30 protein-coding genes and 1 tRNA gene are annotated in these 21557 nt (G+C 54.3%); 13 read left to right on the top strand and 18 right to left on the bottom strand.

All coding sequences use genetic code 11. From position 1 onward, the window contains the following. Window positions 1-254 precede the first annotated feature (254 nt). The 16 genes from ACZ495_RS10200 to ACZ495_RS10125 all read right to left on the bottom strand — a co-directional run bounded on the left by ACZ495_RS10200 (window position 255) and on the right by ACZ495_RS10125 (window position 8963). Window positions 255-560 (bottom strand): hypothetical protein, encoded by a 306-nt coding sequence (locus ACZ495_RS10200; protein WP_464262201.1) that lies wholly within the window; start codon window positions 558-560, stop codon window positions 255-257. Between the two features lie 20 nt (window positions 561-580). After that, a complete protein-coding gene (locus ACZ495_RS10195; protein ID WP_464262200.1) occupies window positions 581-1105 on the bottom strand; it encodes a lysozyme in 525 nt (174 codons plus the stop codon). Window positions 1106-1362: 257 nt separating this feature from the next. Further along, the gene (gene nrdD / locus ACZ495_RS10190) at window positions 1363-1494 is read right to left on the bottom strand and encodes an anaerobic ribonucleoside-triphosphate reductase (RefSeq protein ID WP_464262900.1); all 132 of its coding nucleotides are present in this window, start codon (window positions 1492-1494) and stop codon (window positions 1363-1365) included. Window positions 1495-1588: 94 nt separating this feature from the next. After that, window positions 1589-1816: a hypothetical protein gene (locus ACZ495_RS10185; RefSeq protein WP_464262199.1), complete on the bottom strand. Its 228-nt coding sequence runs from the start codon at window positions 1814-1816 to the stop codon at window positions 1589-1591. Window positions 1817-1818: 2 nt separating this feature from the next. Further along, window positions 1819-2604 carry a hypothetical protein gene (locus ACZ495_RS10180; protein ID WP_464262198.1) on the bottom strand — a complete coding sequence of 262 codons (786 nt, stop codon included), beginning with the start codon at window positions 2602-2604 and terminating at the stop codon, window positions 1819-1821. Then, window positions 2601-2927: a DUF6378 domain-containing protein gene (locus ACZ495_RS10175; protein WP_464262197.1), complete on the bottom strand. Its 327-nt coding sequence runs from the start codon at window positions 2925-2927 to the stop codon at window positions 2601-2603. The genes ACZ495_RS10180 and ACZ495_RS10175 overlap by 4 nt, the downstream gene beginning before the upstream one ends. Before the next feature lie 34 nt (window positions 2928-2961). Then, window positions 2962-3249 carry a hypothetical protein gene (locus ACZ495_RS10170; protein WP_464262196.1) on the bottom strand — a complete coding sequence of 96 codons (288 nt, stop codon included), beginning with the start codon at window positions 3247-3249 and terminating at the stop codon, window positions 2962-2964. Beyond that, a complete protein-coding gene (locus ACZ495_RS10165; protein WP_464262195.1) occupies window positions 3246-3707 on the bottom strand; it encodes a crossover junction endodeoxyribonuclease RuvC in 462 nt (153 codons plus the stop codon). Before ACZ495_RS10165 ends, ACZ495_RS10170 begins: the two co-directional genes overlap by 4 nt. Next, window positions 3695-3877: a hypothetical protein gene (locus ACZ495_RS10160; protein WP_464262194.1), complete on the bottom strand. Its 183-nt coding sequence runs from the start codon at window positions 3875-3877 to the stop codon at window positions 3695-3697. Before ACZ495_RS10160 ends, ACZ495_RS10165 begins: the two co-directional genes overlap by 13 nt. Beyond that, complete coding sequence (locus ACZ495_RS10155; protein WP_464262193.1) at window positions 3874-4182, bottom strand: hypothetical protein; 309 nt, start codon at window positions 4180-4182, stop codon at window positions 3874-3876. The genes ACZ495_RS10160 and ACZ495_RS10155 overlap by 4 nt, the downstream gene beginning before the upstream one ends. Window positions 4183-4269: 87 nt before the next feature. Next, entirely contained in the window at window positions 4270-6039 is a 1770-nt protein-coding gene (locus tag ACZ495_RS10150; protein WP_464262192.1) for a bifunctional DNA primase/polymerase, read from the bottom strand. 1 nt (window position 6040) lies between these two features. Beyond that, window positions 6041-6988, bottom strand: coding sequence for a DUF6291 domain-containing protein (locus ACZ495_RS10145; RefSeq protein WP_464262191.1), 948 nt, complete (start codon window positions 6986-6988; stop codon window positions 6041-6043). Further along, window positions 6978-7472 carry an HNH endonuclease gene (locus ACZ495_RS10140; protein ID WP_464262190.1) on the bottom strand — a complete coding sequence of 165 codons (495 nt, stop codon included), beginning with the start codon at window positions 7470-7472 and terminating at the stop codon, window positions 6978-6980. The genes ACZ495_RS10145 and ACZ495_RS10140 overlap by 11 nt, the downstream gene beginning before the upstream one ends. A 29-nt stretch (window positions 7473-7501) precedes the next feature. Then, entirely contained in the window at window positions 7502-7663 is a 162-nt protein-coding gene (locus tag ACZ495_RS10135) for a hypothetical protein (RefSeq protein ID WP_464262189.1), read from the bottom strand. A gap of 309 nt (window positions 7664-7972) precedes the next feature. After that, window positions 7973-8485: a hypothetical protein gene (locus tag ACZ495_RS10130; protein ID WP_464262188.1), complete on the bottom strand. Its 513-nt coding sequence runs from the start codon at window positions 8483-8485 to the stop codon at window positions 7973-7975. A 301-nt stretch (window positions 8486-8786) separates the two neighbouring features. Continuing rightward, a complete protein-coding gene (locus tag ACZ495_RS10125; protein ID WP_464262187.1) occupies window positions 8787-8963 on the bottom strand; it encodes a hypothetical protein in 177 nt (58 codons plus the stop codon). 331 nt (window positions 8964-9294) lie between these two features. On the opposite strand from ACZ495_RS10125, the gene ACZ495_RS10120 reads away from it, so the two are divergent. Beyond that, window positions 9295-10035: a S24 family peptidase gene (locus ACZ495_RS10120; protein WP_464262186.1), complete on the top strand. Its 741-nt coding sequence runs from the start codon at window positions 9295-9297 to the stop codon at window positions 10033-10035. Between the two features lie 7 nt (window positions 10036-10042). Beyond that, the gene (locus ACZ495_RS10115; RefSeq protein WP_464262185.1) at window positions 10043-10582 is read left to right on the top strand and encodes a TIR domain-containing protein; all 540 of its coding nucleotides are present in this window, start codon (window positions 10043-10045) and stop codon (window positions 10580-10582) included. On the opposite strand, the gene ACZ495_RS10110 is transcribed toward ACZ495_RS10115, so the two are convergent. Further along, the gene (locus tag ACZ495_RS10110; RefSeq protein WP_464262184.1) at window positions 10565-11008 is read right to left on the bottom strand and encodes a hypothetical protein; all 444 of its coding nucleotides are present in this window, start codon (window positions 11006-11008) and stop codon (window positions 10565-10567) included. The two genes, ACZ495_RS10115 and ACZ495_RS10110, sit on opposite strands and share 18 nt — an antisense overlap. Window positions 11009-11769: 761 nt before the next feature. On the opposite strand from ACZ495_RS10110, the gene ACZ495_RS10105 reads away from it, so the two are divergent. The 10 genes from ACZ495_RS10105 to ACZ495_RS10060 all read left to right on the top strand — a co-directional run bounded on the left by ACZ495_RS10105 (window position 11770) and on the right by ACZ495_RS10060 (window position 19551). Continuing rightward, window positions 11770-12150 (top strand): DUF6948 domain-containing protein, encoded by a 381-nt coding sequence (locus tag ACZ495_RS10105; protein WP_464262183.1) that lies wholly within the window; start codon window positions 11770-11772, stop codon window positions 12148-12150. 531 nt (window positions 12151-12681) lie between these two features. Next, window positions 12682-13131: a hypothetical protein gene (locus tag ACZ495_RS10100; protein WP_464262092.1), complete on the top strand. Its 450-nt coding sequence runs from the start codon at window positions 12682-12684 to the stop codon at window positions 13129-13131. Window positions 13132-13149: 18 nt separating this feature from the next. Continuing rightward, window positions 13150-13491, top strand: a complete 342-nt coding sequence (locus ACZ495_RS10095; protein ID WP_464262093.1) for a hypothetical protein — start codon at window positions 13150-13152, stop codon at window positions 13489-13491. A gap of 416 nt (window positions 13492-13907) precedes the next feature. Then, the gene (locus ACZ495_RS10090) at window positions 13908-14285 is read left to right on the top strand and encodes a hypothetical protein (protein ID WP_464262094.1); all 378 of its coding nucleotides are present in this window, start codon (window positions 13908-13910) and stop codon (window positions 14283-14285) included. A 135-nt stretch (window positions 14286-14420) separates the two neighbouring features. Beyond that, the gene (locus ACZ495_RS10085; protein ID WP_464262095.1) at window positions 14421-15296 is read left to right on the top strand and encodes an ATP-binding protein; all 876 of its coding nucleotides are present in this window, start codon (window positions 14421-14423) and stop codon (window positions 15294-15296) included. Beyond that, on the top strand, window positions 15286-15942 hold the full coding sequence (locus tag ACZ495_RS10080; RefSeq protein ID WP_464262096.1) for a hypothetical protein: 657 nt from the start codon (window positions 15286-15288) through the stop codon (window positions 15940-15942). Before ACZ495_RS10085 ends, ACZ495_RS10080 begins: the two co-directional genes overlap by 11 nt. 293 nt (window positions 15943-16235) lie before the next feature. Further along, entirely contained in the window at window positions 16236-17516 is a 1281-nt protein-coding gene (locus tag ACZ495_RS10075; RefSeq protein ID WP_464262182.1) for a DNA cytosine methyltransferase, read from the top strand. Next, window positions 17504-17851 (top strand): hypothetical protein, encoded by a 348-nt coding sequence (locus tag ACZ495_RS10070; RefSeq protein WP_464262181.1) that lies wholly within the window; start codon window positions 17504-17506, stop codon window positions 17849-17851. The genes ACZ495_RS10075 and ACZ495_RS10070 overlap by 13 nt, the downstream gene beginning before the upstream one ends. Next, window positions 17848-18312 carry a hypothetical protein gene (locus ACZ495_RS10065; RefSeq protein ID WP_464262180.1) on the top strand — a complete coding sequence of 155 codons (465 nt, stop codon included), beginning with the start codon at window positions 17848-17850 and terminating at the stop codon, window positions 18310-18312. Before ACZ495_RS10070 ends, ACZ495_RS10065 begins: the two co-directional genes overlap by 4 nt. A 183-nt stretch (window positions 18313-18495) precedes the next feature. Further along, window positions 18496-19551 (top strand): tyrosine-type recombinase/integrase, encoded by a 1056-nt coding sequence (locus tag ACZ495_RS10060; protein ID WP_464262179.1) that lies wholly within the window; start codon window positions 18496-18498, stop codon window positions 19549-19551. A 14-nt stretch (window positions 19552-19565) separates the two neighbouring features. On the opposite strand, the gene ACZ495_RS10055 is transcribed toward ACZ495_RS10060, so the two are convergent. Then, a tRNA-Phe gene (locus ACZ495_RS10055) sits at window positions 19566-19641 on the bottom strand. A 396-nt stretch (window positions 19642-20037) separates the two neighbouring features. Here ACZ495_RS10055 and ACZ495_RS10050 point away from each other — a divergent pair. After that, entirely contained in the window at window positions 20038-21465 is a 1428-nt protein-coding gene (locus tag ACZ495_RS10050) for a chloride channel protein (protein ID WP_464262178.1), read from the top strand. The last annotated feature ends 92 nt before the right edge of the window (window positions 21466-21557 follow it).

The raw sequence follows: 21557 nt of genomic DNA, 5'->3' as shown, positions 1-21557 counted from the left end.
TCGGTGGGCGTCAGGTCTGCGGCCAAAATGCGACGTTGTATGCTGTACGTGTCCATTCATCTTTTACTTTCCGCCTAGCGTGTCGAGCTGACGCTGAATGTGCTCACGGTGCGCGCGGCATGTTTCCTGTCGCACGTACTCTTTCATTTCCGCGCGTTGCGCACGGACCTCGCCCAAAATGAGCCGTGCGAAAAAACCGACAACCGCGATCAGGACGGGGGAAGCGATTTGAAGAATGTCCCAAATGTTGACCGTCACGGATTCATGCCCTCGACAATTTTCCCGGCCTTGTGCATCTGCTCGACCACATCATCAGTCACGGACGGATCACCCGTAAAAAGGGCGACCACGATCAGGATTGCGAACATCACGTAAAGAAAAACCTTGGCATAACCGAGCAGGTAGCGCGGGCTGACGCGGCCAGCCTTAAACGCTTCGGCCTCAATCTTTTTCGTTTCAGCCTCAGCCTTTTCAGCCTCGACATTGCGCGTAGACCAGGAGGAAAGCAGCTGGGCGATCAGCGGCCCAAGCACAGGTACAAAACCGATAACTTTTGGCAAGATAGCTCCGAGCCAGCCCATCACTTGCCCTCCCGCAGCCCTTCGAGGCACATTTGAGATTCGTAATTGCGACGGCGCACAAGTCCGGGCAGTTCTTTGCCCTTGGCCGTCTTGTAGATTTCGGCAATGCGCTCACAGCCCCGCTTGTAGTCCCCGGAATTAAAATATCGGGCTACGGAGGAACGGCAAAAAGCTCCGGGGCCTATGTTGTAGGCCATCGAAGCTGCGGCAGCTATCACCTTGTCGCTTTGATTGCGCAGAGACGGTACACAGCGCATGATAGGGGCTGACGTCTCATAGAGATGGTCGTTGAGCGACTTGACGCACTCATCAAAGGAGTAAGACTGTCCGGGCACAACGTCAGTGGTGTCGCCCCAACACTTTGTCCAAATCCCAACCGGGTCTTGGTAAGCCTCCGGAACGTAGCCCTCAAATTCGGCTACGGTGTCCATTGTGAGTTGGTGCGCGCCAAAACCAAGAAGCAGCGCGAGGGCAATGCCTGCAACTGCCTTCTTGGGAGGTGTCTTATAATTAATGCGCGCCATACCATGCCCCTTTTGGGATGTAGTATAGCGCAGATAACAAGCATTATCCTATATGAATCTCTGTCAGTTTCTGTGAATCTCTGTCAGCACATCTTTTGTGCGGCACAGATACACCTAATTCGTGATTGTCCAGTTCGCACGAGTAGGCGAACACAGAGCCGCCAATGCCCTGTTTGTGGATGGGGTATCCATGTGCAAGAATGGTGTTGCGTGACAGTCCAAGGTAGTTCTCGATCTGCCCCCACCCCCTCAGTCGTTTAACGCTGCCCATACCCACCTCCCGCGTCGTGTTTAACCCTGTCTTTCAGCTCCTTGAGCTTTGCGTTGTTCCAGCGGTCTATGGTCCCAACCAAATACCCGCAGATGCGCCTTGTCCGTTCAAACCCCACGCCCTTCCCGACTGTGCGAGTGGTCGTCAACTGATGGTTTACAGCCACTAGACTATCCTCCCCTCGCCGATCTTCAGTCCTTCGCGCTGGCTCATCACTCCACCTCCTGCACCAGCACGTAGCTAGGCGCTGTGGTTTTTGTGCCGGAGATGGTATCCACAGTTTTCCGTGTCGCCCTGCATTTTCCCTCTCTCACGGCCTGTTTGACGAGCTTGCGCACCTTATCCACGCCGCACCCCATGGCCTCGGCTATTTCAGTTGTCGTTGCGCCTTCTCCGGCCGACGCCGTACCCAGGCGCGAAAGGAGGGCGACAAAATCCACGGTTACCCCTGCACGGGAACCGGGCGCATCGAATTTATGTTGAGCAGATGTGCTTTCCATGAAAAACTCCCGTCCTCGTCTATGTCAAAGTGAATTAATCCGAAATCTACCACGCCAGAGCATTGTCGTATGCCATACGAACTTCCCGGTCCCTGTAGCGCTGGCGTCGTCATGGCGAGGTGCGTCGGATTGCCGCTGAATTCGTGATAGTGGACATGACTGCGAATGATAACGCGAGACAGTGGTGCCCAATCGCGCTCATGCCACAGCACATTCCACATGCGTTCCCGGCTGATGGCGGTGTGGCGCCCGTGCGGTACGCTGGAGCTTCCCACCTTGTGCTTGAAATCGAAAACGCAACCGTTGATGTCGAGCCATTCATGCCCGCCGAAGTGGGCGCCAAGACGCTCTGCAATGATGGCCTCCCACGCCTCGCCATCGGGGTCTGAATGGTATGGCGTACCACCAATGAGCAGATATTTACCGGCCCGGGCCTCTTCCAGAGCGGCAGTTGCCATGTCCGCCTGCTGGCTCAGGTCTGGCGTGATCAGCTCCACGCCGTTGTTTCGGCTGCCCCTGCCGTCAATGGCGTCGCCGTTGCACACCAGCCAATCAATGGGCTGTAGGGCGCGAAGCGTTGCGGCGTACCACTGCCACAATTCCCGCTGTAACTGCGCCCATGCCCTGCGCGACTCGCTGGCGTCCTGCAAGGCGTACTGATAGCCAGGGCAACACAGCCCGGCCCTGTGTCCGCAATGCAGGTCGGAAACGATTACAAGGCGCTTCATTCGGCCTGCTCTTCATTCATGTCTGCTGCCAGAGCGATATAGCCCGCCGCGTCAACCATGTTGTCCTTGCACCCAGCGCCGTTGATTTCCCGCCCGATCTTGAACAGCACCATCATGAGGGCAACGTCTTTGGGGTCAAGTTGCGACAAATACATCGGCTGCCCTTCTATACACCCAAGCGTAACGCCCTTCGCCCGCATGTACCCATTCCACAGCTCAGCAATCACCCCGTGCGTATCTTCGGGGTTGCCGTAGCTCTGCTGCCTGTCGCCGTTGATGATCTTGTGTGCATCAAGCAAAACCTGTCCGCGTTCCGTACTCATTCCGTCCGTCCTTTCCGCAGCCGTACGCTACGGGCTACTTGTATTCCTCGCCCAAGAACCGCACCAAAGTTGCAATCACGTCCAGCGCTTCATCCATTTGGCGCGATTCCGTCTCATGCTCCACGGCCTTCTCAAGTTCATGAAACTCTGAGCCGATAACTCCCAGGGCATGGTATGGCCCTTCGGCGTACAGCGGGTGCTTGTCTCGTGCCTGTTCCAGCCGCAGCGCAATGGCCTGCATTATCGCGCGGCCCTTGGCTTCGTTGCCGTTGCCGAAAGCCCGACGCATGCGGCGGTATGTTGCTTTGTCGAGATCGTTCATGCCGCCACCTGTTCGTCGGCACACACCGCAATCCAGCGCGCATCTGCCTCGTTGTCGTCACCGTCCCACCCGGGCCACTCACGCCGTGCCGCGTCCATCATGTCGGGCTTCCCGGCATTACCCTTGCCAGTTGCTCGCTTTTTGATGGTGCCCACAGGTATGCCAGTGTACGGCACATTTCGGCGCTCACACTCTTCTGTGACCACCGCGATAATTCCGCCGTAAATGTGGGCCGCGTCTACGCCCTGGTGGCGGCGAACCTCTTCAAACGCGACCAGTGCGGGTTTGGCTGTGTCGAGCAGTTCAGATATGTGCTGACGCATCCGAAGGAACCGCATGCCGCCACCCTCAAACCTGCCGCCTTTCAAGTTCCAAGTGCCGGAGTCAATACCGCCACCCGGGTGCCTGACGCACCAGCCGCACTTTGTGCCGGGGTCTATGCCGATTACTGCTGACATTTCCGTTCCTCCTTCATCGTCTTGATCGCCTCCTGCACACCGCCGATCAGCGCCCTCTGGTGCCCACGGCACAGCCAGAAATGGAACGGCGGGTCCCACCCATCGTCGGTGTAGTGCAGGGTGAAATGGTCAGCAGGCTCGCCGCAGATAACGCAGGGCAGGCTGGTCATCGGATGGCCTCGCGGGCGGCTTCAGCCGAGAGCACCGCTTCAAGGAACGCCACATTCCTGTTGGAGCCAGACATCCACATAGCGAAATCGCGACACTCCACGAACCACTCCAACGCCTCGCCCCTGTCCCTCAACCTGCGCACCTCGGCTACGAGCGCTGGGATGGCGCTTAATACTTCGCCAACGCAGTCAATGAATTCAGGTGGATATTCTAAAACTTGCAGAGCATGGTTTACTCCAGCCGCAAATATCCCTGCCTTGTCCAGCCTCGCCAGATCGGCGTCGGTCAGTTTCATTTCGCTCATATCCCTCTCCCTGCACACTGCACACGCGAGTTCGCCGGCCCATGACCCCGCGCAGTCGGTGCGGTTACACATTACAGGCCGTTGTCCTCAGTAGAAATTTTCAACTTTACCAGTGCGGGCCTTGTCTGTGAGATGTTTGCAATAGCACTCGATCTCATTGACAATTCTGTCCCGATCCTTTTTAGGGTAAAATGAAAAGCCACGTGTGAAGCCGATCCCATCGATTGGGCTATTGTCGTAGTAGTAGCCGTTTGTAAGCGTATAGAATTGCTCTTTGCCGTCTGGGTTCCTACCCTCAATAAAGTTCTTTGCCTTTGTGACCTTTACGCTGCCTACAATGCCGTTAGGCTTTCTTCCATGCGTAAACAGGGACAATCCAAGACGTGCTTTTTCCAGGGTGAACTCTCCACCACGGCCAAAAATCTCCCCGGTGCGCTTCTGGATTGCGATGAACGCAACCCCTGTTTTTAGGGCGTCGAAAATCTTTTTAATTTCACCACCAACCGCATAAAAATTGTCATGAACTTCAAGGAAGTCGATTACATTTATTCCGTCTGGATCTATGGCGTCAGCGTAGTTTGAGCTGCGCTCTATGAATTCGACTCCTTTCTCCCATTCCTCGCGGGGCGCGCCGAATGCATCAATGCGACTCTTGATTTCGTTTGGCGTCATTTCAGACGACAAATAGCGGAATTTATGTGTTTTTAGGTTCATAAACACAAGGTTAAAAAGAAGCCCTGTCTTGCCACTGTTCGTTTCGCCAGCCACAACAATGATATTTTTGGGCTGAATAATAACGTCACGGTGCAGATTGAACGGCAGCCACATGTCTATTTGGGGGGATTCAGGAGCGTTCAAGTCTATGCGTTCAATTGTCTTTTCAACCTTGCGGAACCACCCGGTGCGCTTCCCGCAACGCTCAATAACCCTCCGAGAAAGCAGGTCTTGTACGGTCTGCTGGCATGCGTTTTTGTCTTCTGGCTTCTGAATGCCCAAATCGCGGTAGATATCAGCAATTGTGAACTCTCCGCATGACAACTGCACCCACCTTTCAACGCCACCGCTGTTTATGGCTTGTGGGTTCCTGTGGGCGTGCGTCTTTGACATACTGTGAACAGTTGTCTCAATTTCCTTTTGAGCCAACGGGGGCTTGCAGAAAGCAGAATTCCATCCAATGGCAAAGGCCAAAACTTCATCTGAGCTACAGCCACGAGCGAACATGCGCCCGCAATGGCTCGTTAAAGCTTGATTCCTTTCGCCAGCGTGGGCCTCAAGCCTGTTGCTATGTCCTGTCGTCGCAGTGTCGTCGTATTCAGTCTTTCCGTCTGGCGTTCTTCTGAGCTTGACGTCCGGAACAGGGATCAAGGAAGCCACCCCGGTAAATCCGTCCAAACTTTTCAAAGCGTATTGTGCGCCAGATGGGTGGATTGATGGGGCAAAAACGACATAAGAGCCGTCCCCACGCACATCAATTTCATCCGTTATTCTTACCGCAGGCGGAATAACCACACTGCCCCTAGGGTGCTTATAAAACGCATGGAACTTGTGATTTGAGCTGGTGTACTGAAACCAGTTGGGCTTCGGCATGTTTTCTTTGAACCACGCCTGACCGTTTTTCCCGTCCACATCCACGGCCACAATTCCTGAAATTGCGCCACAAACCAGACCAATGTTTGCGCTAGGTTCAACCTCAAACCACCTACGAACCTCTTCCTCCGTAGCGATCCGTTTTGAAAATTCACCCCACGCACCTTTTGGCAATACTTTCGCCAGTGGGCGCTTATCCCTTGGTGCTAGCGGTATCACGCTGCACCCCTGATTTATGAGCCACAGGGCCATATCTTGGCATGTTTGCATATTACAACCCCGCCGCATCAAGTTCAGCGTTCATAGCCTTGTCCCTGGCCAAAGCATCTTCATGCGTGTCACCAGGTTGAGGCATGCCGAAGTTGTATTTTGCCATGATCTCATTACGCCTTTCATCTTCTGGCGTGTTTCTCGGCTCATCTGAACTCTCGCATCCGCCATCCTCCCATCCACGGCGATGCAGCCATGTGGACATATGCGGGATATAGCGCTCGTCGTCTGGATTCTTTATCCCGCGCTGCCAATCAGGCTCAAAGCAGCGGTTTTTAATGCGTTGCACCATGTCCTGGGGTATTTCGCCCAGCGCTTCCAACTCGTAGAATGCGCGCCATGCGTTAGCCTTTCCGCTGCGTCTGGGGTATGCCTTCCAGCACTCCTCAAACCATGCGGTGTAAGGCGGAAGGTCTGCACCCTTGACCCTGCGCTTAGAACGCTGCGCCCCTTTTCCAGTTGCGTCTGACTGCGAAGTTCCCTGAACACAATCGTGTTCGGCACTCGCTACGGAAAGGAGTGAGGACTCGCCCCCCTCAAGGGGGGTAAGGGGGGTATTAATAATATTATTACGAATACTAATATTATGGGTTTTTGGGTTATCGGTTGGGTTTTCAAAAAAAACCGTTGGGTTTTTGGGTTTTTCGCTCGGTTTTTCTGGGTTTATTTTGTCGTCTTCTACAGGCTTTGCTGGCCGTCCACCTTTTTTGCCATTCTCCCGATTTGCCGCCACTTTAGCTGCATATTTTTCTTGTGCTGCGACGATACGAGGGCGGATAAGAAGGAAGGCCATCTTGGTACTTGTGTCCATTTCAGGCATTGCGCATTGTCCAGTTGACGCGGAAAACATCGCCTGAAACAGCACACCTTTTTGCTCATTCGAGAGCATAGAAATCGCTTCCCACCACTCAGCGTAAACGACAAAATTTTGTGCGTTGCTATTTTTCATTGATTGCCGCCTCAATATCTTCCTCATGGTGGAACTTGCGCCAACTGGCCCACGCCCTGAAAAGTGACGACATATGCCCGTTGAGGTAGGTTTGGTTGTGATGAATTTGCTTGTGGCATGGGGTGCATACAACCAGGAGGTTGTAGGGTTTATCTTCGCCACCATCGCGGATAGGTTTGAGGTGGTGGGCTTCTAAGCTCTCACCGCACCCCTCAATAAAATCTCGTGAGCGGCGGCAAAGCTGGCACTCGTCAATGCCAAGACGTTTCGCCGTCCATTGTGTGCTGATAGCTCTTTCGCCATCTTTTGTTTTCAGGGGTTTTACCTTCCCACCCCAGGCTAGAAACATGCCGCACTCTGGACAAACAAGCTTGTGCCCATGAGTTTCATTGGGTTCACCTTGTGCGACAGGTTGACCTGCCCATTTGCACCTTTTACATTGGCGCTCGATAAAGGTTGTGTTGAACTCCATGCAAGCGGACATTGACCCTCCTTTATTTTGCCACGGTGGTGTTACAGCACCACTGTGGTTTTCTGTTTCGGCTGCCATTCCGGTAACTGGCACCTCGCCCTGAACCCCACCAGTTCGCCGGTGACCGAACACACCCCGCGCCACCATGAATGGTCCTTGGCGCGTTGCCAGCAGATGCAGTGGATGCAGCGGGGGCGATTCATGCCATCACCCCGTACATTTCATCAGCCGTGGGGCCGTCGCAGCTATCCCGATACGTAGCGCGACGTTTCGCCCAACACTCAGGGCAGCGGTAATCTGTCGTTGGCTGGCTACAGTCGTGGCAGAGCCGTGCGTTGTGGATTGTGGCCGGTCCGAGTGGTTCAGCACAGTTGCGAGGCTTTGAAATGCCGATGCGATTTGCCTTGTTTTCAACGCTGTCGATGGTGCGGCGCAGCTTTGTCGCGCACCACGCAGCGCCCATTGCAGCGTAGTTGTGGCGCAGCGTGGCAACGTCCTGTGCTCTCCATGGTCTACGCTTGTTCATGTCTGTCTCCCCTGCCCGTGATTTGCCCGCTAGCCAGCGGCTCCAATGCATCGCGCAGTTTTTTTAGGTGGCACATCATGCCGTCAATCATGGCTTGGCTGACGCGAGCTTCATCCTTGTCAATTCTGTTATCCTCAACCTGCTCTCGAACTGTTTCGCAAAACGTGCCGACACAGCCTGTGATCGACATCGCAGCATCCGTAAGGTCTTTTGCATTCAAAATGACTATTTCAGGAAACATTTCCTCAAGCTGTGCCACTTGCCAATCAACGAGGATGCTGTTTTCCAGAGCGCTGCATAGCGCAGGGATGTTGCACGGGCTTGGATAATATGCTTCGTATTCCTTGAAATATTTTGCTACGTTCGCTGGTGAGAGTCCCGACGCCTCGCATATCTCTGCATTTGTTTTGCCGGAGTGCATTTTTGCAGCAACTAGCGCCTGCTTGAATGTTATGTGCCGTAGATTTATGGGCAGCATTGTCTTATTTTTAGACTGCATTGGGCAAAACCTCTTGATAATAGTCCATTGTTGCTGTTCATCGCATTGGTATTATGTACCCATGCCCGATTGTGATTCTGTTCCAATCCAAACCGTCCGCGTCTACCTGAAGCGCCTTCCGTCCGGCGCTTACCGCGTTACCGTCCTATCGCCGTCTCTGCCTCGCCCTGTGTTCCGCTCGTACCCTGCTGGAACCAGCGAGGCGGATGCGGTGGCGCGTGCCGTTGGGCGGGCGTTAAGCCTCAGCAGTGCAGAGAAGGGCGATCAAAAAGACTGCGACGCAAATCCAGAAATCCATGTGCTAGCCCTCGCCTCTCATGAAGTCTTGAGCAAAAATCAACAGCCACATTGCGAGACAGAATCCATCACCCCATGTGGTGTTAACGATGCTGTAGTATGTGTAGACGCCAACCATCGTCAGCAGGAACGCAGCCCGCGCCTTGCGCCGCAAAATGTTGCGCCACAGCTTACGCAGCATCGCCGCCCCCCTCTTCGCTTGAGGGTGACGTGGCAGGGGCTGCTGTAGGCGGCCAGAGGTCAGGACGAAGCTCAGAGCGGGGGATGCCCAAAATCTGCTCGTAAAGGATGGCAGATGCTGGCCCTACGTTTCTGCTGCCATAGAAGTGCTTTTGAACAGTGGTCAACAATGCTCCCTTTTGGGCAACATCTGCCGGGGACAACCCACGCTCTTTAAGGGCAAGTTTGAATTTGTTCATGAGGGCATTGTACAAAAGTGCGTGATAAAAATCAAACTAAAACGCACAAAAGAGAGTATTGTCTTGAGCGCACAATTGTGCAAAAGGTAGATTATGGGAAAGAACCTTATTGAACAGGCGCTGGACATCCTCGCGAAGCACTTAGAAAAGGAATATGGCGGGAACAAGACTGCCATGTCTGAGGCGTTCGGGATGAATCCAAAAACAGGAATGCTTGGGAAGTGGCTTAACGGCACGCGAGTCCCTAGCATGTCAAGCCTTTCGCCAATCCTTGAAAAGATTGGCGTAACGCTAAATCAAAAGTCTAGTGAGGCAGACCGCGATGTCTGTTTCGTTAACGCGAAGGTCGTGCCAGCCGGTGAGCATATTCGCCCACCCCAGGCCGAGGATTATATAGCTGCCCCTCTGGTTGGCGAGGTGGGAGCAGGGCCGGGCTACGTGGCACAGGACGATGTAGAGAGCTGGTTTCTGGTGTACAAGCACGTTCCAGCAATCATGCACCGCAGAGACCTGATTGCCGTCGAGATCGGGCGGCACTCCACATCAATGTCACCGCTGCTGAACCCTGGTGATATCGTGCTGGTAGACAGAGACGACCACAGCGTAGAGCGGCCAGGTCACATTATGCTCGTGCGTGATCCTGACGGGTCTGGGATGATTAAGCGCGTTGCCATGAATAAGGATGGCGATGATTGGGTTATCCAGTTTTACAGCGACAACGCCGCCAAAAATCCGCCGATGATTTACAGGCTGAATGAGGATTTTGACGGCGATATAACCAAGGCTGTTGTGGGCCGCGTCATCTGGGCGTGGACGGACGTGCGGGGGAAGTGAGGGGAGCATGGGATTTGGAGAACAAGGGGGAGGTATGGTTGGACTTTTTAATCTTTGGGATCAAAAGACGCCTTCGTACAGGAAGGTTTTTCCGTCATATGACTGGGATGATGTGTGGTACGTCAACCAAATTATAAATCTCCCTGTCATCCTTGGAAGAGAAAGTGTTGGGTTTGTAAAGAATGTCCCAAACGAAGAAGTTAAAAAGAGTGATGCTGCTATAAAGGCGTGGATAGACCGCCATATGCATGGATGTTCGTGTTTGGTTTTATTCTGTGGTGAAAAAACCCATCAGAGTAAATGGGTTAAATATGAGCTTGAGAAAGCAAATCGTGATGGCATGGCAAGGTTGATCGTACGTCTTGACGGAATGTTTTCGCCAGTTGGGTCATTTTGCAGCGGGAGTGTAGACCCATATGCTCACCACGGCATGTATGGTGCTACGGCGTCTGGATATGTCATAAAACAGTATCGGTGGATTTCCGACAATGGGATACAAAACATCGGCTCATGGATTAATGATGCCTGTTTACGAGCAGGGAAATAGCAATAATAAATAAGCCACAATAGCAATAAGAATTGCGGATGGGTATATCATAAGAGAAAACGAGAACATAACTTTCAGTATGCAGTCTTTGCTATACTGCTTAGGATTGAAATTCCATTGTTCCAAAAAGCCAATTGATCCTGAAACAATCGCCATGTGATGCTTCCTGAATTGACGCTCAAGCTGAAGATATTTAGCGTCCATTGTCCAAAAAACGATGGCAATAGCCATGAATGCCAGCAAGAAATAGCAAGTTATCTGAGCCTGCTGTTTTCCCATAAGCGCTGCGACAATAGCGCACATAGCAAGAAAGAAGTTTTTGATTTTTTGTGAATTGTCTGCCATTCGCTTGATGATGTCTTGATTTATTTTTATGGCATCTATCTCATTTTGCTCAAGAATGGCATTTTTATCTCTTTGTATCATGGCTGTTCTCCATTTTTTTTATTCTATCTTCATGCCTCGATAAGCTCAATCGCTTGCAGCTTGTAATCCTATCTCAATATTTTTTGCCTTTATCTCTTAATTCCTCTCTAGATTCTCCGGTTTCTGAAAAGCCCCCTTTATCCCCCACCCATAAGTAGGAGATAATCGGCTTTTCAGGGTGTGTAACTCCTCTCTGAGTTCCCACGGCCCCTTTCATGTCCCCGGCTCCATTTAACGTCTGTCCGGTTTCCGCCCTAGACGATATTTCCCACCGTGCTTTCACGGGCTGGTGTCCGCCCCGTTATCGCGCCGTTTTCCCCGGCGTGATTTTTTTATATCAAAATGCGGACATTTGTGCAAGACGCCTATTGACTCGTCACGCACATTTGTGCATACTGACTTTGCGAACGGGGAATGGCGGCGAACAAAACCCACGGGTGGAAGTAGCCACGGAGCCAGGAACCGGGAGCAAGCCGCTGCTGAGTAGCGAGGGCCGGGAAGCGAGGCAGACCGTAAGCGATGCCGAACAAGTACGGACACCTAGACCGAACAGCACAAGGCGGTTGGAGCAGGACAACAGACACGGCAAGCCCGGCCATAAGAAGGGGTGCTCGAAAAACCACGGCGTGACGCGCCGGAGCCTGTGAAGGGCGAGAGGAACATTTTAAATGGTTACAGCAAATTTTGTTTCTGACCTGCCTTCGGTGACGGGGGCAGGGATTGGAGCAGAATTTACAACCACAACAAACCAAGGAATAGCAATGGATATCAATAACTTGACCATCGGACAGGCCAAAGAGCTTGCCGCCATGTTCGGAAGCCAGAAGGCCTTGGAAGGCATCAACAATTTCTGCATCGGAAGCACCGTCATTGTCCGCACCTATTCTGCTGGCGTGTGGTGCGGTACGCTGGATCATAAATCCGGCAACGAGGTAATTCTGACCAACGCCCGCCGCATGTGGCGCTGGTGGTGCAAAGAGAGCATTAGCCTGTCAGGTGTGGTGCGGTACGGCATTGACCGCAGCAAGAGTAAGATAGCCGCTCCTGTTGACAGTGTCTGGCTTGAGGCCATTGAAATCATGCCGATCGATGGCGAATCAGAAACCTCGATTATGGAGGCTGACATTGTCCAGGCTGAATAACGGCTTCGGCGACGGCTCCGGCTTCGGCGACGGCTCCGGCGACGGCTTCGGCGACGGCAACGGCTAAACGAATTTCTTTTGACCGCTGGCTACCATATTCCCAACGATGGGAAAATGGTTGTCGGCGGAATTGAAGAGGTTCAAATCAAGCACCACGGCTGGCAGTGGCTAAGGTGCGGGGGCCGTGGCGTTGGGCTGCGGCCTTTAAATTTGGTTGTGCCGGGCGGTGCTGAGAGCAGAAGCACCCGGCAGATTGACGTAAAGAGCCGCATGACGCGGAAATTCATCTGGGCCGTAAACGCGGAAGCCAGCGTAGCGCCTGGCCCCGGCACAGCCAATTCATTAACCCACCACTCCCGGCGCTCGTCGGGTTTTCATATACACAGGGCGGCTTCGGTCGCCCTTAACTTTTTGGGAGTTGTGATGAATGGCGGCGCGAGGAGCGGGCATCCTACATGCTGGCCACATGATGGATGAAATAGAGGTTCGGCACCTATCCGCCATTCATCACAAAGCCCAAAGGAGGCGCATATGACCGAATGGAAACTTTGGAGCGAAGAACGCCCCACGGACAATAAGGCATTGTACCGCTGGCGCGTTTCAGAACGTAAAATTTTAGGAATGATGCTGCGCCCTGAATGGAGCCAGAAGCTGGACCTGTGTGGCATGGGCTATGCTGACTCGGAATACTGGCCCATTTTTTCTGACTGGAACGGGTATCGGCGATCTGTAGACCAGTCTCTTGAGTGGCGTCTTGCCACACCACAAGAGACTGAAAAGGAAAAGGACACCTATTGGGGTGGGCTTGATCTTCTGCCTTGCCCGTTTACCGGAGTAATGCCCGTGGTCGTGTATATGGGCAAATTCATCGGCGCACCGCCGTATATACTTGAGTGGATGGGCATTAAGTCACATATGGTGAACAGCTTGGGATGGACGTCTGCCAAAGCAATGCGCACGGCATGGAACACCCGCCCATAAATAACAAAGGAGGCGCATATGTCTGACGAAATCACCAGCTTGAAGGCCGAAATTGCGGCATTGCGCCGCCGGATAGGCAGCCTTGAATTTGACCTTGAAGCGGCCCGCACTGCCCTGACAAACGCGGCGCTGGAAGGGGCAGGCTTTTACGTTTTCAGTGATGATGGCGAATACAACAGGTTTGACGGGCAGCACGAGGCGTATTTGTTCCAGCGTACCTTGCAGGATGAAGGAACCGGGTCAGTCCTTATGCGCATGCTGTCGCGTCTTGATGGCGTTGACGCAGACGTGGAAGGCGGAACCTACACGCCGCCCCCGCGCCCGTCACATGACCCGCAGGACGTGCGCAATGCTGCGTAGTCACAACATCATCTGGACAATCCGAGCCGTCTACATCGCACTGGTGTGGGCGGTTTTTCAATCTCTGGAGGTAGCGACATGGCCGTGATTCAGTTCAATCGGCAGAAGCGCCGCAAGCGTCCGATCAAGTGCATCTTCAAATTTCATCACCGCCCGTGCGTGGTTGCATATTGCTACACAACGGAAGAAATGATTGACGCATTCAGGGCGGCGGGGGGGGGGCGGCATGAACCGTCGTGAAGCACTCCGCACACAAAGGGCTGCGTATCACCGCCAGCGCTACGCCACACTACGCGAACACGGCCTATGTGTCCGCTGTAAGCGGCCCACGCAACACGGCATGGCCCTGTGCTGGTCGTGCCAACTGTACAACAACCAGCGCCGCAGTGGCGCACGGCAAGCGCCGAGGGGGTAGGATGAACGAAGCAGAACTTAGAGCAGAGAACGCCAGTCTGAAGCAGCAACTTGAAGCAGCATTGAATGTTAATATGTTGTCTCAAGCCGAGCTGATCGTAAGGGCAATGGACAATATCGCATCAAGCGTGATGGGTGATGATGGCCTTGCTAAGATTTCAATGGCCTGCACTTGCGTCAACTGTGGTGCGTCATTCCATAATGCCGAAGAAGCAATGGCCCATGACGAAGTATGCCCAAAACACCCGGCGGCGATACGGGCGACGAAGATGCAAGAAGCTCTTGCGGCAGCCGCAGAATATATTGGTGAAGAAAGCGCTGGCAGCATGGAGTTTTGGGAGCGGTATTACGAAGCCATCCCAAGAAAGCGCGGAGGATAGCCATGTGCCGCCACCTCGCGCTTTGCCCAACAGCAGCACCACGGTGCTGCAACGTAACGGTATGCCCCGATTCAGGGGCGTTTGTCGGCCCAGTGGAAGGGCCATTTTTGTTTCAACACAATGAGGACTTTTATCATGACACAGACAGCGGGGCAGCTTTCGGAGCAGGCCAGCCCACCCGCGCCGAAGTATGCGAACAACAAAGAATTTGAGGACACTTGGGGCTTTAACCCTAACCCTTTTTCTCTGGATAGCGTTGTGAGCAGCAAAAATTTCTCGCCGCAGAAAGTGGTTGTTTACGGCGTACCTGGCGTTGGAAAGACAACCTTCGCCGCAACATGGCCGAAGCCCATAATACTGCGTACGGAAGACGGCGCAGGGGCTTTGGATATACCAACGTTCCCACAGGTAGCCAAAACCACAGAAGAGATTCAGCAGGCCATTACAGCGCTGAAAAAGCCCGGACACGGCTTCAAAACACTTATTGTTGATAGCCTTGATTGGGCAGAGCCGCTTGTGTGGCGAAGGGTTTGCGAACAAGAGCAAAAGAAAAACATTGAAGATTTCGGCTTTGGCAAGGGGTACGTAAAAGTTGACGACAAGTGGCGCGGATTGCAACGCATGCTTGACGATCTGCGCGAAGCCGCAGGTATGCATGTTGTGTGCATTGCGCACGCTGTCCCGGTCATGTTTGACCCGCCGGACTCAGACTCATACCAGCGCTACACTCTCAAGCTGCATAAGCGGGCCGCAGCCCTGTGGACTGAATGGGCTGAAATGCTGCTGTTCATGAATTACAAGAGCCGCGTAGTTGAAGCCAAAGACAATGGAAAATCAAAGGCAAAGGGCAGTGGTGAGCGCGTTATATACACGCAAGAACGACCTGCATATCAAGCCAAAACGCGCTGGCCCCTGTCAGACGAGATATACATAGGCAACGACCCAACATGGGGCGCTTTCCACGAGGAACTTAGCACAGCAAGCGAAGGAGCTTACAGCAATGGCAATTGATTTCAGTCGCGAGGAAGCACAGAAAGAACGTAATTATGGCCCTGTGCCTGCTGGTAGCCGGGTGTTGGTAAAGCTGCACCTTGAACGTACCAAATATCCCAGCCGAGAAGACCCCGACATTGCCGAAGCTCAAAGCGGCCTTCTGCAACTGCCATGCAAGATCGAAGTTGTAGACGGGACATATGCAGGCTGCTCGTGGTTTGAAAATATCACGCTGCAAGTCGGCATGCAGAAAATCAGGCTTACAGAAGGGCAGGAAACGGCAGCAAAGCGCGGTGGCTCCATTCTCAAGGCTATAATTGAGTCTGTGCGCCGCATTGACCCTGCCGACACCAGCGCGCGGGCTGATTCACAGCGTCAGGTAAACAAATGGACAGACTTTGACGGCATGGTCTTCCCGGCCCGCCTTGGAATCAACAAAAAGGGCTATGTTGGCAAGGACGGCAAAACCTACTGGAACAACAGCCTTTCCCGTATCGTTGCCTGCACCGACAAAGAATACAATGATTTGATGCGCGGTGTCGAGTTTATCACTGACGGGCCCACGCGAGGTGAAGCCGCTGGAACCGATGCCCCAAGAGGTGGCAACGGACGGTTGCCGTATGACGACGCACCGCCTCACAACGATTCTGACGTTCCATTCTAGCTTAACACTCTCCTCCTCACCCCATACGACAGGCGGCATCTGGATGGTGTCGCCTGAAACTGTGTGGTGAATCACGGTAGCAACCCCCAACCCCTGCCCGTGGGGCGATACGCGGGCCATATTTGTGCAACCGCCGCCCACTGAGGCGGCTTTTTATTTCTCAGCCATACATCCTCAGGTGGGCCGCGCATACCGACAACGCGGGGAGTTTTTTATGAGTGATACGACAACCACGATCACGCCGGAAGAGCGGGCGGAAATACGCGCCGTGGCTGCGGGTGAGGGTGAGTGATGTGTCTTCGTACTACAACGAAATCGACCCATTCGCTGCCGCATGGCTGCGTGAGCTAATCAAAGCCGGGCATATCGCTCCAGGCGAAGTTGATGAAAGGAGCATTGCCGATGTTATGCCAAGCGACCTTGCCGGGTTTACACAGTGCCATTTTTTTGCGGGCATCGGTGTCTGGTCGTATGCCCTGCGCCAAGCCGGATGGCCCGATGATAGATCCGTCTGGACAGGAAGTTGTCCCTGCCAGCCGTTTAGCAGCGCAGGAAAGGGAAAAGGATTCAAAGACGAACGCCACCTGTGGCCTGACTTCTTCCGTCTCATCGACCAGTGCCGCCCTTCAGTCTGCTTTGGAGAACAGGTTGCGTCAAAAGACGGCCTCGCTTGGCTCGACCTTGTACAAGCTGACATGGAAAACGCGGGTTACGCCTTCGGGGCGATTGATACCTGCGCTGCGGGCTTCGGTGCGCCGCACATCAGGCAAAGATTATACTGGGTTGGAACTGACACACTGGGCGACACCTCGCTGTGGAGATGTGTCAGAGGAGAAGTGGGAAACGAAGCTGGCACGCAATGCCCGGCACTTGGAAGCAGGGAAAATGAAGGGTGTGGGCGGTATGACGCTTCCAATGATGGCGCATGCCTGCGGTTGGCCGACACCAACGACACGAGACCACAAGGACGGTGCAGAGTGTGTCAATGTACCACTAAACGCACTGCTTGGGAGAGTTATGTGGTTGGTGGGCTGGCCTACACCGACAACGCAGGACGACAACTGCTCACGCATGCCGAACCCGCAGGAATATGCAGAAAAACGCCTACAGAGGGCGAACAAATGCAGCAATTTGGCTCAGACAGCCCAAGCGCTTTCGGGTTGGCCCACGCCGATAGTGAACGATGCGTTGGGGAGCGGGTACTGCTACGGGAAAAAGAAGCCAGATGGAACGAGGAACATCTTTCTGAAGCTTCCGGGGGCAGCAGAGCTAGCCGTAGGCCCGGCCCGACTAACGGCTTCTGGCGCGATGCTGACTGGCTCTTGTGCAAAGATGGAAAGTGGCGGGCAACTCAATCCCTCGCTATCGAGATGGCTGATGGGCTTGCCCATCGGTTGGGATATAGCCGTTTTGGCGCTCTTTTCTCGCTTAACCCACTCAAAGAAACGGAAAAAGAAGACATGCGCGTAGGACGCCTGCGCGGTTACGGCAATGCAATCGTTGCCCCGCAAGCGGCGGCGTTCATAGAATCTTTTATGGAAATAATAAAGGAGCACCAGCCATGCCCGAACTGAAGCCCTGCCCGAACCCAAAGTGCATGGGCAAAGCACCCATAATAAAAGAAGGTGCGCGGATAGATATTGTCTGCCCTAACTGTCTGCTTGCCTTGCCAGCACCGTTGGGTAGCCTCGAATGGCTTGTTGATCAGTGGAACGCCCTGCCCAGCGCCCTTCGCTGGACGCACGAGCCGCCGAAGGTGGCGGGATGGTACTGGTGGCGGGACGTGTCTCACAAAGGCGAAGCGACAATTCAATACATGTCTCAATCCCAAGTTGAGCGCCTCAAGACCTATCCAGGCGAGGAATGGGCTGGCCCCATCCTCACACCGCGCGAATTGGAGGAATCATGACGACATCACCTATCCCCCATGCCATCCAGCACCGTGACACCCTGCTGGCGCTCACAGTTATGGAAGCGGCACTGGGTATCCTCCTCAGAATTGGCAAGCCTGGAAGCAAACTCGCTACACGATGCGCCACAGTGCGCCGCTGGATTGACGAATGTTCCCCGGCCCTGACGGTCAAGCGGCTGTCCTCTGGTGCGCAACGCGACCTCGATGCCGCGTGTGAATCCCTGGCCGCGCACATGCTGACCGAAGGAACCGGGCCGGAGTTGTTGCGCAACTGGTCGGCGCAATACTGGACGGGCTTCACAATGCTCCTTGACGCCCGGCGGCGCTGCACAGACTTCACCGTCGGCCGGCCGTGGGGCTGGCTTGAACGCACGGGATGGTCGTTGGGATACCTGCTGATGGAGATAGCACCCGGCTGCGATGAGGCCGGGACGGATGTATTTTTGGAGGTGGCGTAGTAATGACAGAATCCGAGCGCTTGGCAGAGGTCGCGGCGCTCCACCATGAGCGCAAGCGCAAAGCAGAAGAGTTGGCGGCTATAGATCGTCGCATTGAGCTGGTTCTATTCCCAGGGGAAGGCACAAGCCGCAAACAAAAACCTCGCTCTGGTAAGGAGTGGGAAAGGATAATGGATTCAGGCCATGAGTGTGTCCCAACGAGCCGACGGGCGCTGGCTGGTTAAGCACAGGCGCGAAGGTAAATGGGTACAAAAGTCTTTCCGTGATGAAAATACCGCACGGGCTTTTGACGCCGAGCAGGCCGAAGAAACGCAGGACAACCGCCCATCCATGATGGAACTGGCGGCTTCTTTTTTTCATTCTCATCCTGACTACCACCATGAAACGCGAAAGAAAATTTTGCATTTTATTAATGGATATACCTCTGCGAGAGGTGTGTGGGTTGATGGAATAGGGCAATTCATTCGCGACAAATATGCAGAAGACTTGACCAGGGCTGATCTTGAAATGATGCGCGAAGTTATGCGCAAGCGCGGCAGCGGAAATTCTACTATCAACAAGATGCAGGCATACATTCGCGCAATATTGGCATGGGGCGTTGACCAGCAGCTTATCAGGCTAAATCCGTGGCGAGACTACAAGCGGCTGCCAGTCAAGAGAATGGAGATCACAGCCACGCTGGACGATTTTCAGCACATCCTACAATTCTGCCCAGACTGGCTGCGATGGGCTTTAGCAACAGCATACGCACTGGCAATGCGCCCCGGTCATGTCGAGTTGTTCAGCCTGACATGGTCAGCCTTCAACTGGCGTCACGGCTACGTGCAGTATGCGCAGGGGAAGAGCGGACGGATCAAAAGAGTGGTTCCGCCTCCTGCTTATTGGATGGAAGCTCAGCGTAGGTTTGAAGAAGACAGCGCCGCAGGTATACCGTTGGTGTGTCATCGCCTTGGCAGGAGAGTCAACAACTACAGGTCAGCCTGGGAACGCGCCAAGAAGAATGCTGGTTTTGCTGGTCGCTGTATACGTCCATACGATATCAGGCATGCTGCTGCATCTGAAATGCTAGCAGCAGGGGCAGACCTCGCAGCGGTAGCTGCACAGATGGGCCACGCTAGTATTCAGACCACTGCAACGACATATGCCCACGTCACTCCTGGAGGCCAAAAACGCGCCGCAGGCTTGTTACCAAGCTTGGTGCAGTTTGGTGCAGAAAAAAGCCCCCACGATGACTCGTAAGGGCTTGATTTCTATGGTGCCGAGGGACAGAATTGAACTGCCGACACGGGGATTTTCAGTCCCCTGCTCTACCAACTGAGCTACCTCGGCTCGCGGCAGACGTGGTTTGTGTTCCACATCGCTGGAAAGGTCTTGTACCTATTTGCCGCGACCTTGGCAAGCTTTTTTTACAAATTTTATGCAATAACTTGAAAAGCCTCCCTGTTCCGGCCATACTGCCCATGCTGGCATCGGACACCGGGCAGGCGGCTTTTTAGTGCTGTAGACAAAAGCGGGCAACCATGCGTGTTCGGCCTGCTGTTATTCTGCCGCCGGTCTGTTGTCGGCCTGTCATTGTTTGGCCGTCGGCGTGTCGCGAGTCCGGCCCCGGCAGGGCGAACGCTTTTTTCCATCCCCGCGGCGGATACGTGGTTTTCGGCTGGCTCCATCAATGTGCGGCGCGTTTGTCCGGCCGCAGATTCTGCAAAAAATGCCTCGAATAAGGGTATGTTAGTGAAAACAGGCAATCCTTTTCTCCAGATCAAGCACGACGTTACAGAAATGGGTGTTTTCGGTCTGGGCAAGATTATTGTGCAGGCCCTGCTTGTGGGCAGCGCCACCGGGGCTGTGGTTGGCCTGTTCCGGCACCTGAATGACGCCATCACCCTCTGGCTTGTGGGGGCTGTGGGGCAGCGCGGTCTTGCAGATCACCTCATGGTGCTGGCCGTTTTTGGCGGTCTTTTGCTTTTGGCCGTCATTTCGGTGCTGCTTTTGCGCGCGGAGCCGCTCATCAGCGGCAGCGGCATCCCCCAGGTGGAGTTGATGGTCAAGGGCAAGCTGCGCATGAACTGGCTGCGCGTACTGCTGTGCAAGTTCGCCGGTGCGCTGGCCGCCCTTACGGGCGGCCTTTCTGTGGGACGCGAGGGGCCGTGCATCATGATGGGAGCCTCTCTGGGCGTTGGAGTGGGGACCCTGTGGAAGGACAGCACCGCTGCCAATAACCCCCGCTACCTCGTGGGGGGCAGTGCCGCCGGTCTTGCCGCCGCCTTTGGCGCGCCGCTGGCAGGCATGTGCTTTGCCTTTGAGGAAATGAAAACCCCCCTCAGGGCGCCCATGGTCATAACCTGCGCCATCACGGCCTTTGCGGCCATCTATGTGATGCAGGGCATTTTCGGCTTCGGGCTGGTCTTTCCCTTTGGGGTGCACTCCATGCTGCCGTGGCGCGAATGGTGGCTCGTGCCCGTTGCCGGTGTGGTTATGGGCGGGCTTGGCGTACTGTATAATACCGTGCTCATACGCATGACCCTCTGGGCGGATAAGACAAGGTTGCTGCCCTTGCATTTACGGGTAGTCATACCCTTTATGTGCGCCGGTCTGTTTTTGTATTTTTATCCCACAGTGCTGGCTGGCTTCGGCATAGGAGCGCTGGATCTGGCGCGCCTGTTCATCCCGCTGACCGCGCTTTTGCTGCTGCTGGGCGTCAAGATGCTTTTTTCCTGTGCCAGTTTTGCCACGGGCGTGGCAGGGGGGCTGCTCATGCCCATCCTGTTTATGGGCGGGATGGCCGGGGCCTGTCTTGCATCCACCATGCTGCTTTTTGACCTGGTAGCGCCGGACAGGGCCGCCACCATACTCATCCTGTGCATGGCAGGGCTGTTCGGCTCATCCGTGCGCGCCCCCCTTACAGGCGCTTTTCTTATGCTTGAAATGACAGACTCGTATCATAACATGGTCTTTGTTATCCTTGCGGCGTACATTGCGGCCTTTGTGGCCGACAAGCTCGGCAACGAGCCTGTGTATGACAGCCTGCGCCGCCGCTGTGTCATCCAGGGCGGGATCAGGATGCCCCGGCGCAAGCCCCGCCGCCCGCAAGGCCCGCAAGGGGGGGCAGGGGGCGCAATGGCGAAGCGGGCTTTTTCGCAACCTGGCACATAGCACAAAAGTGTGCTATAATATTTTGATATTATTAAACTTAATAAATAGTGCTTGCACTTTGCTGTGGGAGTGGCTATTTTGACCCTTCAATG

The sequence above is a fragment of the Desulfovibrio sp. GTC20076 genome (assembly GCF_055385905.1).
This window is presented reverse-complemented; position numbering and strand designations above follow the sequence as displayed.

Bases quoted from the DNA above. Each gene is read 5' to 3' on its own strand.
- ACZ495_RS10175 (WP_464262197.1), bottom strand. From the start codon at position 2,927: ATGAGTACGGAACGCGGACAGGTTTTGCTTGATGCACACAAGATCATC.
- ACZ495_RS10140 (WP_464262190.1), bottom strand. From the start codon at position 7,472: ATGTCCGCTTGCATGGAGTTCAACACAACCTTTATCGAGCGCCAATGT.
- ACZ495_RS10070 (WP_464262181.1), top strand. From the start codon at position 17,504: ATGCCCGAACTGAAGCCCTGCCCGAACCCAAAGTGCATGGGCAAAGCA.
- ACZ495_RS10090 (WP_464262094.1), top strand. From the start codon at position 13,908: ATGAACGAAGCAGAACTTAGAGCAGAGAACGCCAGTCTGAAGCAGCAA.
- ACZ495_RS10065 (WP_464262180.1), top strand. From the start codon at position 17,848: ATGACGACATCACCTATCCCCCATGCCATCCAGCACCGTGACACCCTG.
- ACZ495_RS10120 (WP_464262186.1), top strand. From the start codon at position 9,295: ATGGGAAAGAACCTTATTGAACAGGCGCTGGACATCCTCGCGAAGCAC.
- ACZ495_RS10050 (WP_464262178.1), top strand. From the start codon at position 20,038: ATGTTAGTGAAAACAGGCAATCCTTTTCTCCAGATCAAGCACGACGTT.
- ACZ495_RS10130 (WP_464262188.1), bottom strand. From the start codon at position 8,485: ATGCAGTCTAAAAATAAGACAATGCTGCCCATAAATCTACGGCACATA.
- ACZ495_RS10095 (WP_464262093.1), top strand. From the start codon at position 13,150: ATGTCTGACGAAATCACCAGCTTGAAGGCCGAAATTGCGGCATTGCGC.
- ACZ495_RS10195 (WP_464262200.1), bottom strand. From the start codon at position 1,105: ATGGCGCGCATTAATTATAAGACACCTCCCAAGAAGGCAGTTGCAGGC.
- ACZ495_RS10150 (WP_464262192.1), bottom strand. From the start codon at position 6,039: ATGCAAACATGCCAAGATATGGCCCTGTGGCTCATAAATCAGGGGTGC.
- ACZ495_RS10100 (WP_464262092.1), top strand. From the start codon at position 12,682: ATGACCGAATGGAAACTTTGGAGCGAAGAACGCCCCACGGACAATAAG.
- ACZ495_RS10155 (WP_464262193.1), bottom strand. From the start codon at position 4,182: ATGAGCGAAATGAAACTGACCGACGCCGATCTGGCGAGGCTGGACAAG.
- ACZ495_RS10125 (WP_464262187.1), bottom strand. From the start codon at position 8,963: ATGCTGCGTAAGCTGTGGCGCAACATTTTGCGGCGCAAGGCGCGGGCT.
- ACZ495_RS10110 (WP_464262184.1), bottom strand. From the start codon at position 11,008: ATGATACAAAGAGATAAAAATGCCATTCTTGAGCAAAATGAGATAGAT.
- ACZ495_RS10105 (WP_464262183.1), top strand. From the start codon at position 11,770: ATGGATATCAATAACTTGACCATCGGACAGGCCAAAGAGCTTGCCGCC.
- ACZ495_RS10135 (WP_464262189.1), bottom strand. From the start codon at position 7,663: ATGAATCGCCCCCGCTGCATCCACTGCATCTGCTGGCAACGCGCCAAG.
- ACZ495_RS10160 (WP_464262194.1), bottom strand. From the start codon at position 3,877: ATGACCAGCCTGCCCTGCGTTATCTGCGGCGAGCCTGCTGACCATTTC.
- ACZ495_RS10080 (WP_464262096.1), top strand. From the start codon at position 15,286: ATGGCAATTGATTTCAGTCGCGAGGAAGCACAGAAAGAACGTAATTAT.
- ACZ495_RS10115 (WP_464262185.1), top strand. From the start codon at position 10,043: ATGGGATTTGGAGAACAAGGGGGAGGTATGGTTGGACTTTTTAATCTT.
- ACZ495_RS10085 (WP_464262095.1), top strand. From the start codon at position 14,421: ATGACACAGACAGCGGGGCAGCTTTCGGAGCAGGCCAGCCCACCCGCG.
- ACZ495_RS10170 (WP_464262196.1), bottom strand. From the start codon at position 3,249: ATGAACGATCTCGACAAAGCAACATACCGCCGCATGCGTCGGGCTTTC.
- ACZ495_RS10180 (WP_464262198.1), bottom strand. From the start codon at position 2,604: ATGAAGCGCCTTGTAATCGTTTCCGACCTGCATTGCGGACACAGGGCC.
- ACZ495_RS10145 (WP_464262191.1), bottom strand. From the start codon at position 6,988: ATGAAAAATAGCAACGCACAAAATTTTGTCGTTTACGCTGAGTGGTGG.
- ACZ495_RS10165 (WP_464262195.1), bottom strand. From the start codon at position 3,707: ATGTCAGCAGTAATCGGCATAGACCCCGGCACAAAGTGCGGCTGGTGC.
- ACZ495_RS10060 (WP_464262179.1), top strand. From the start codon at position 18,496: ATGAGTGTGTCCCAACGAGCCGACGGGCGCTGGCTGGTTAAGCACAGG.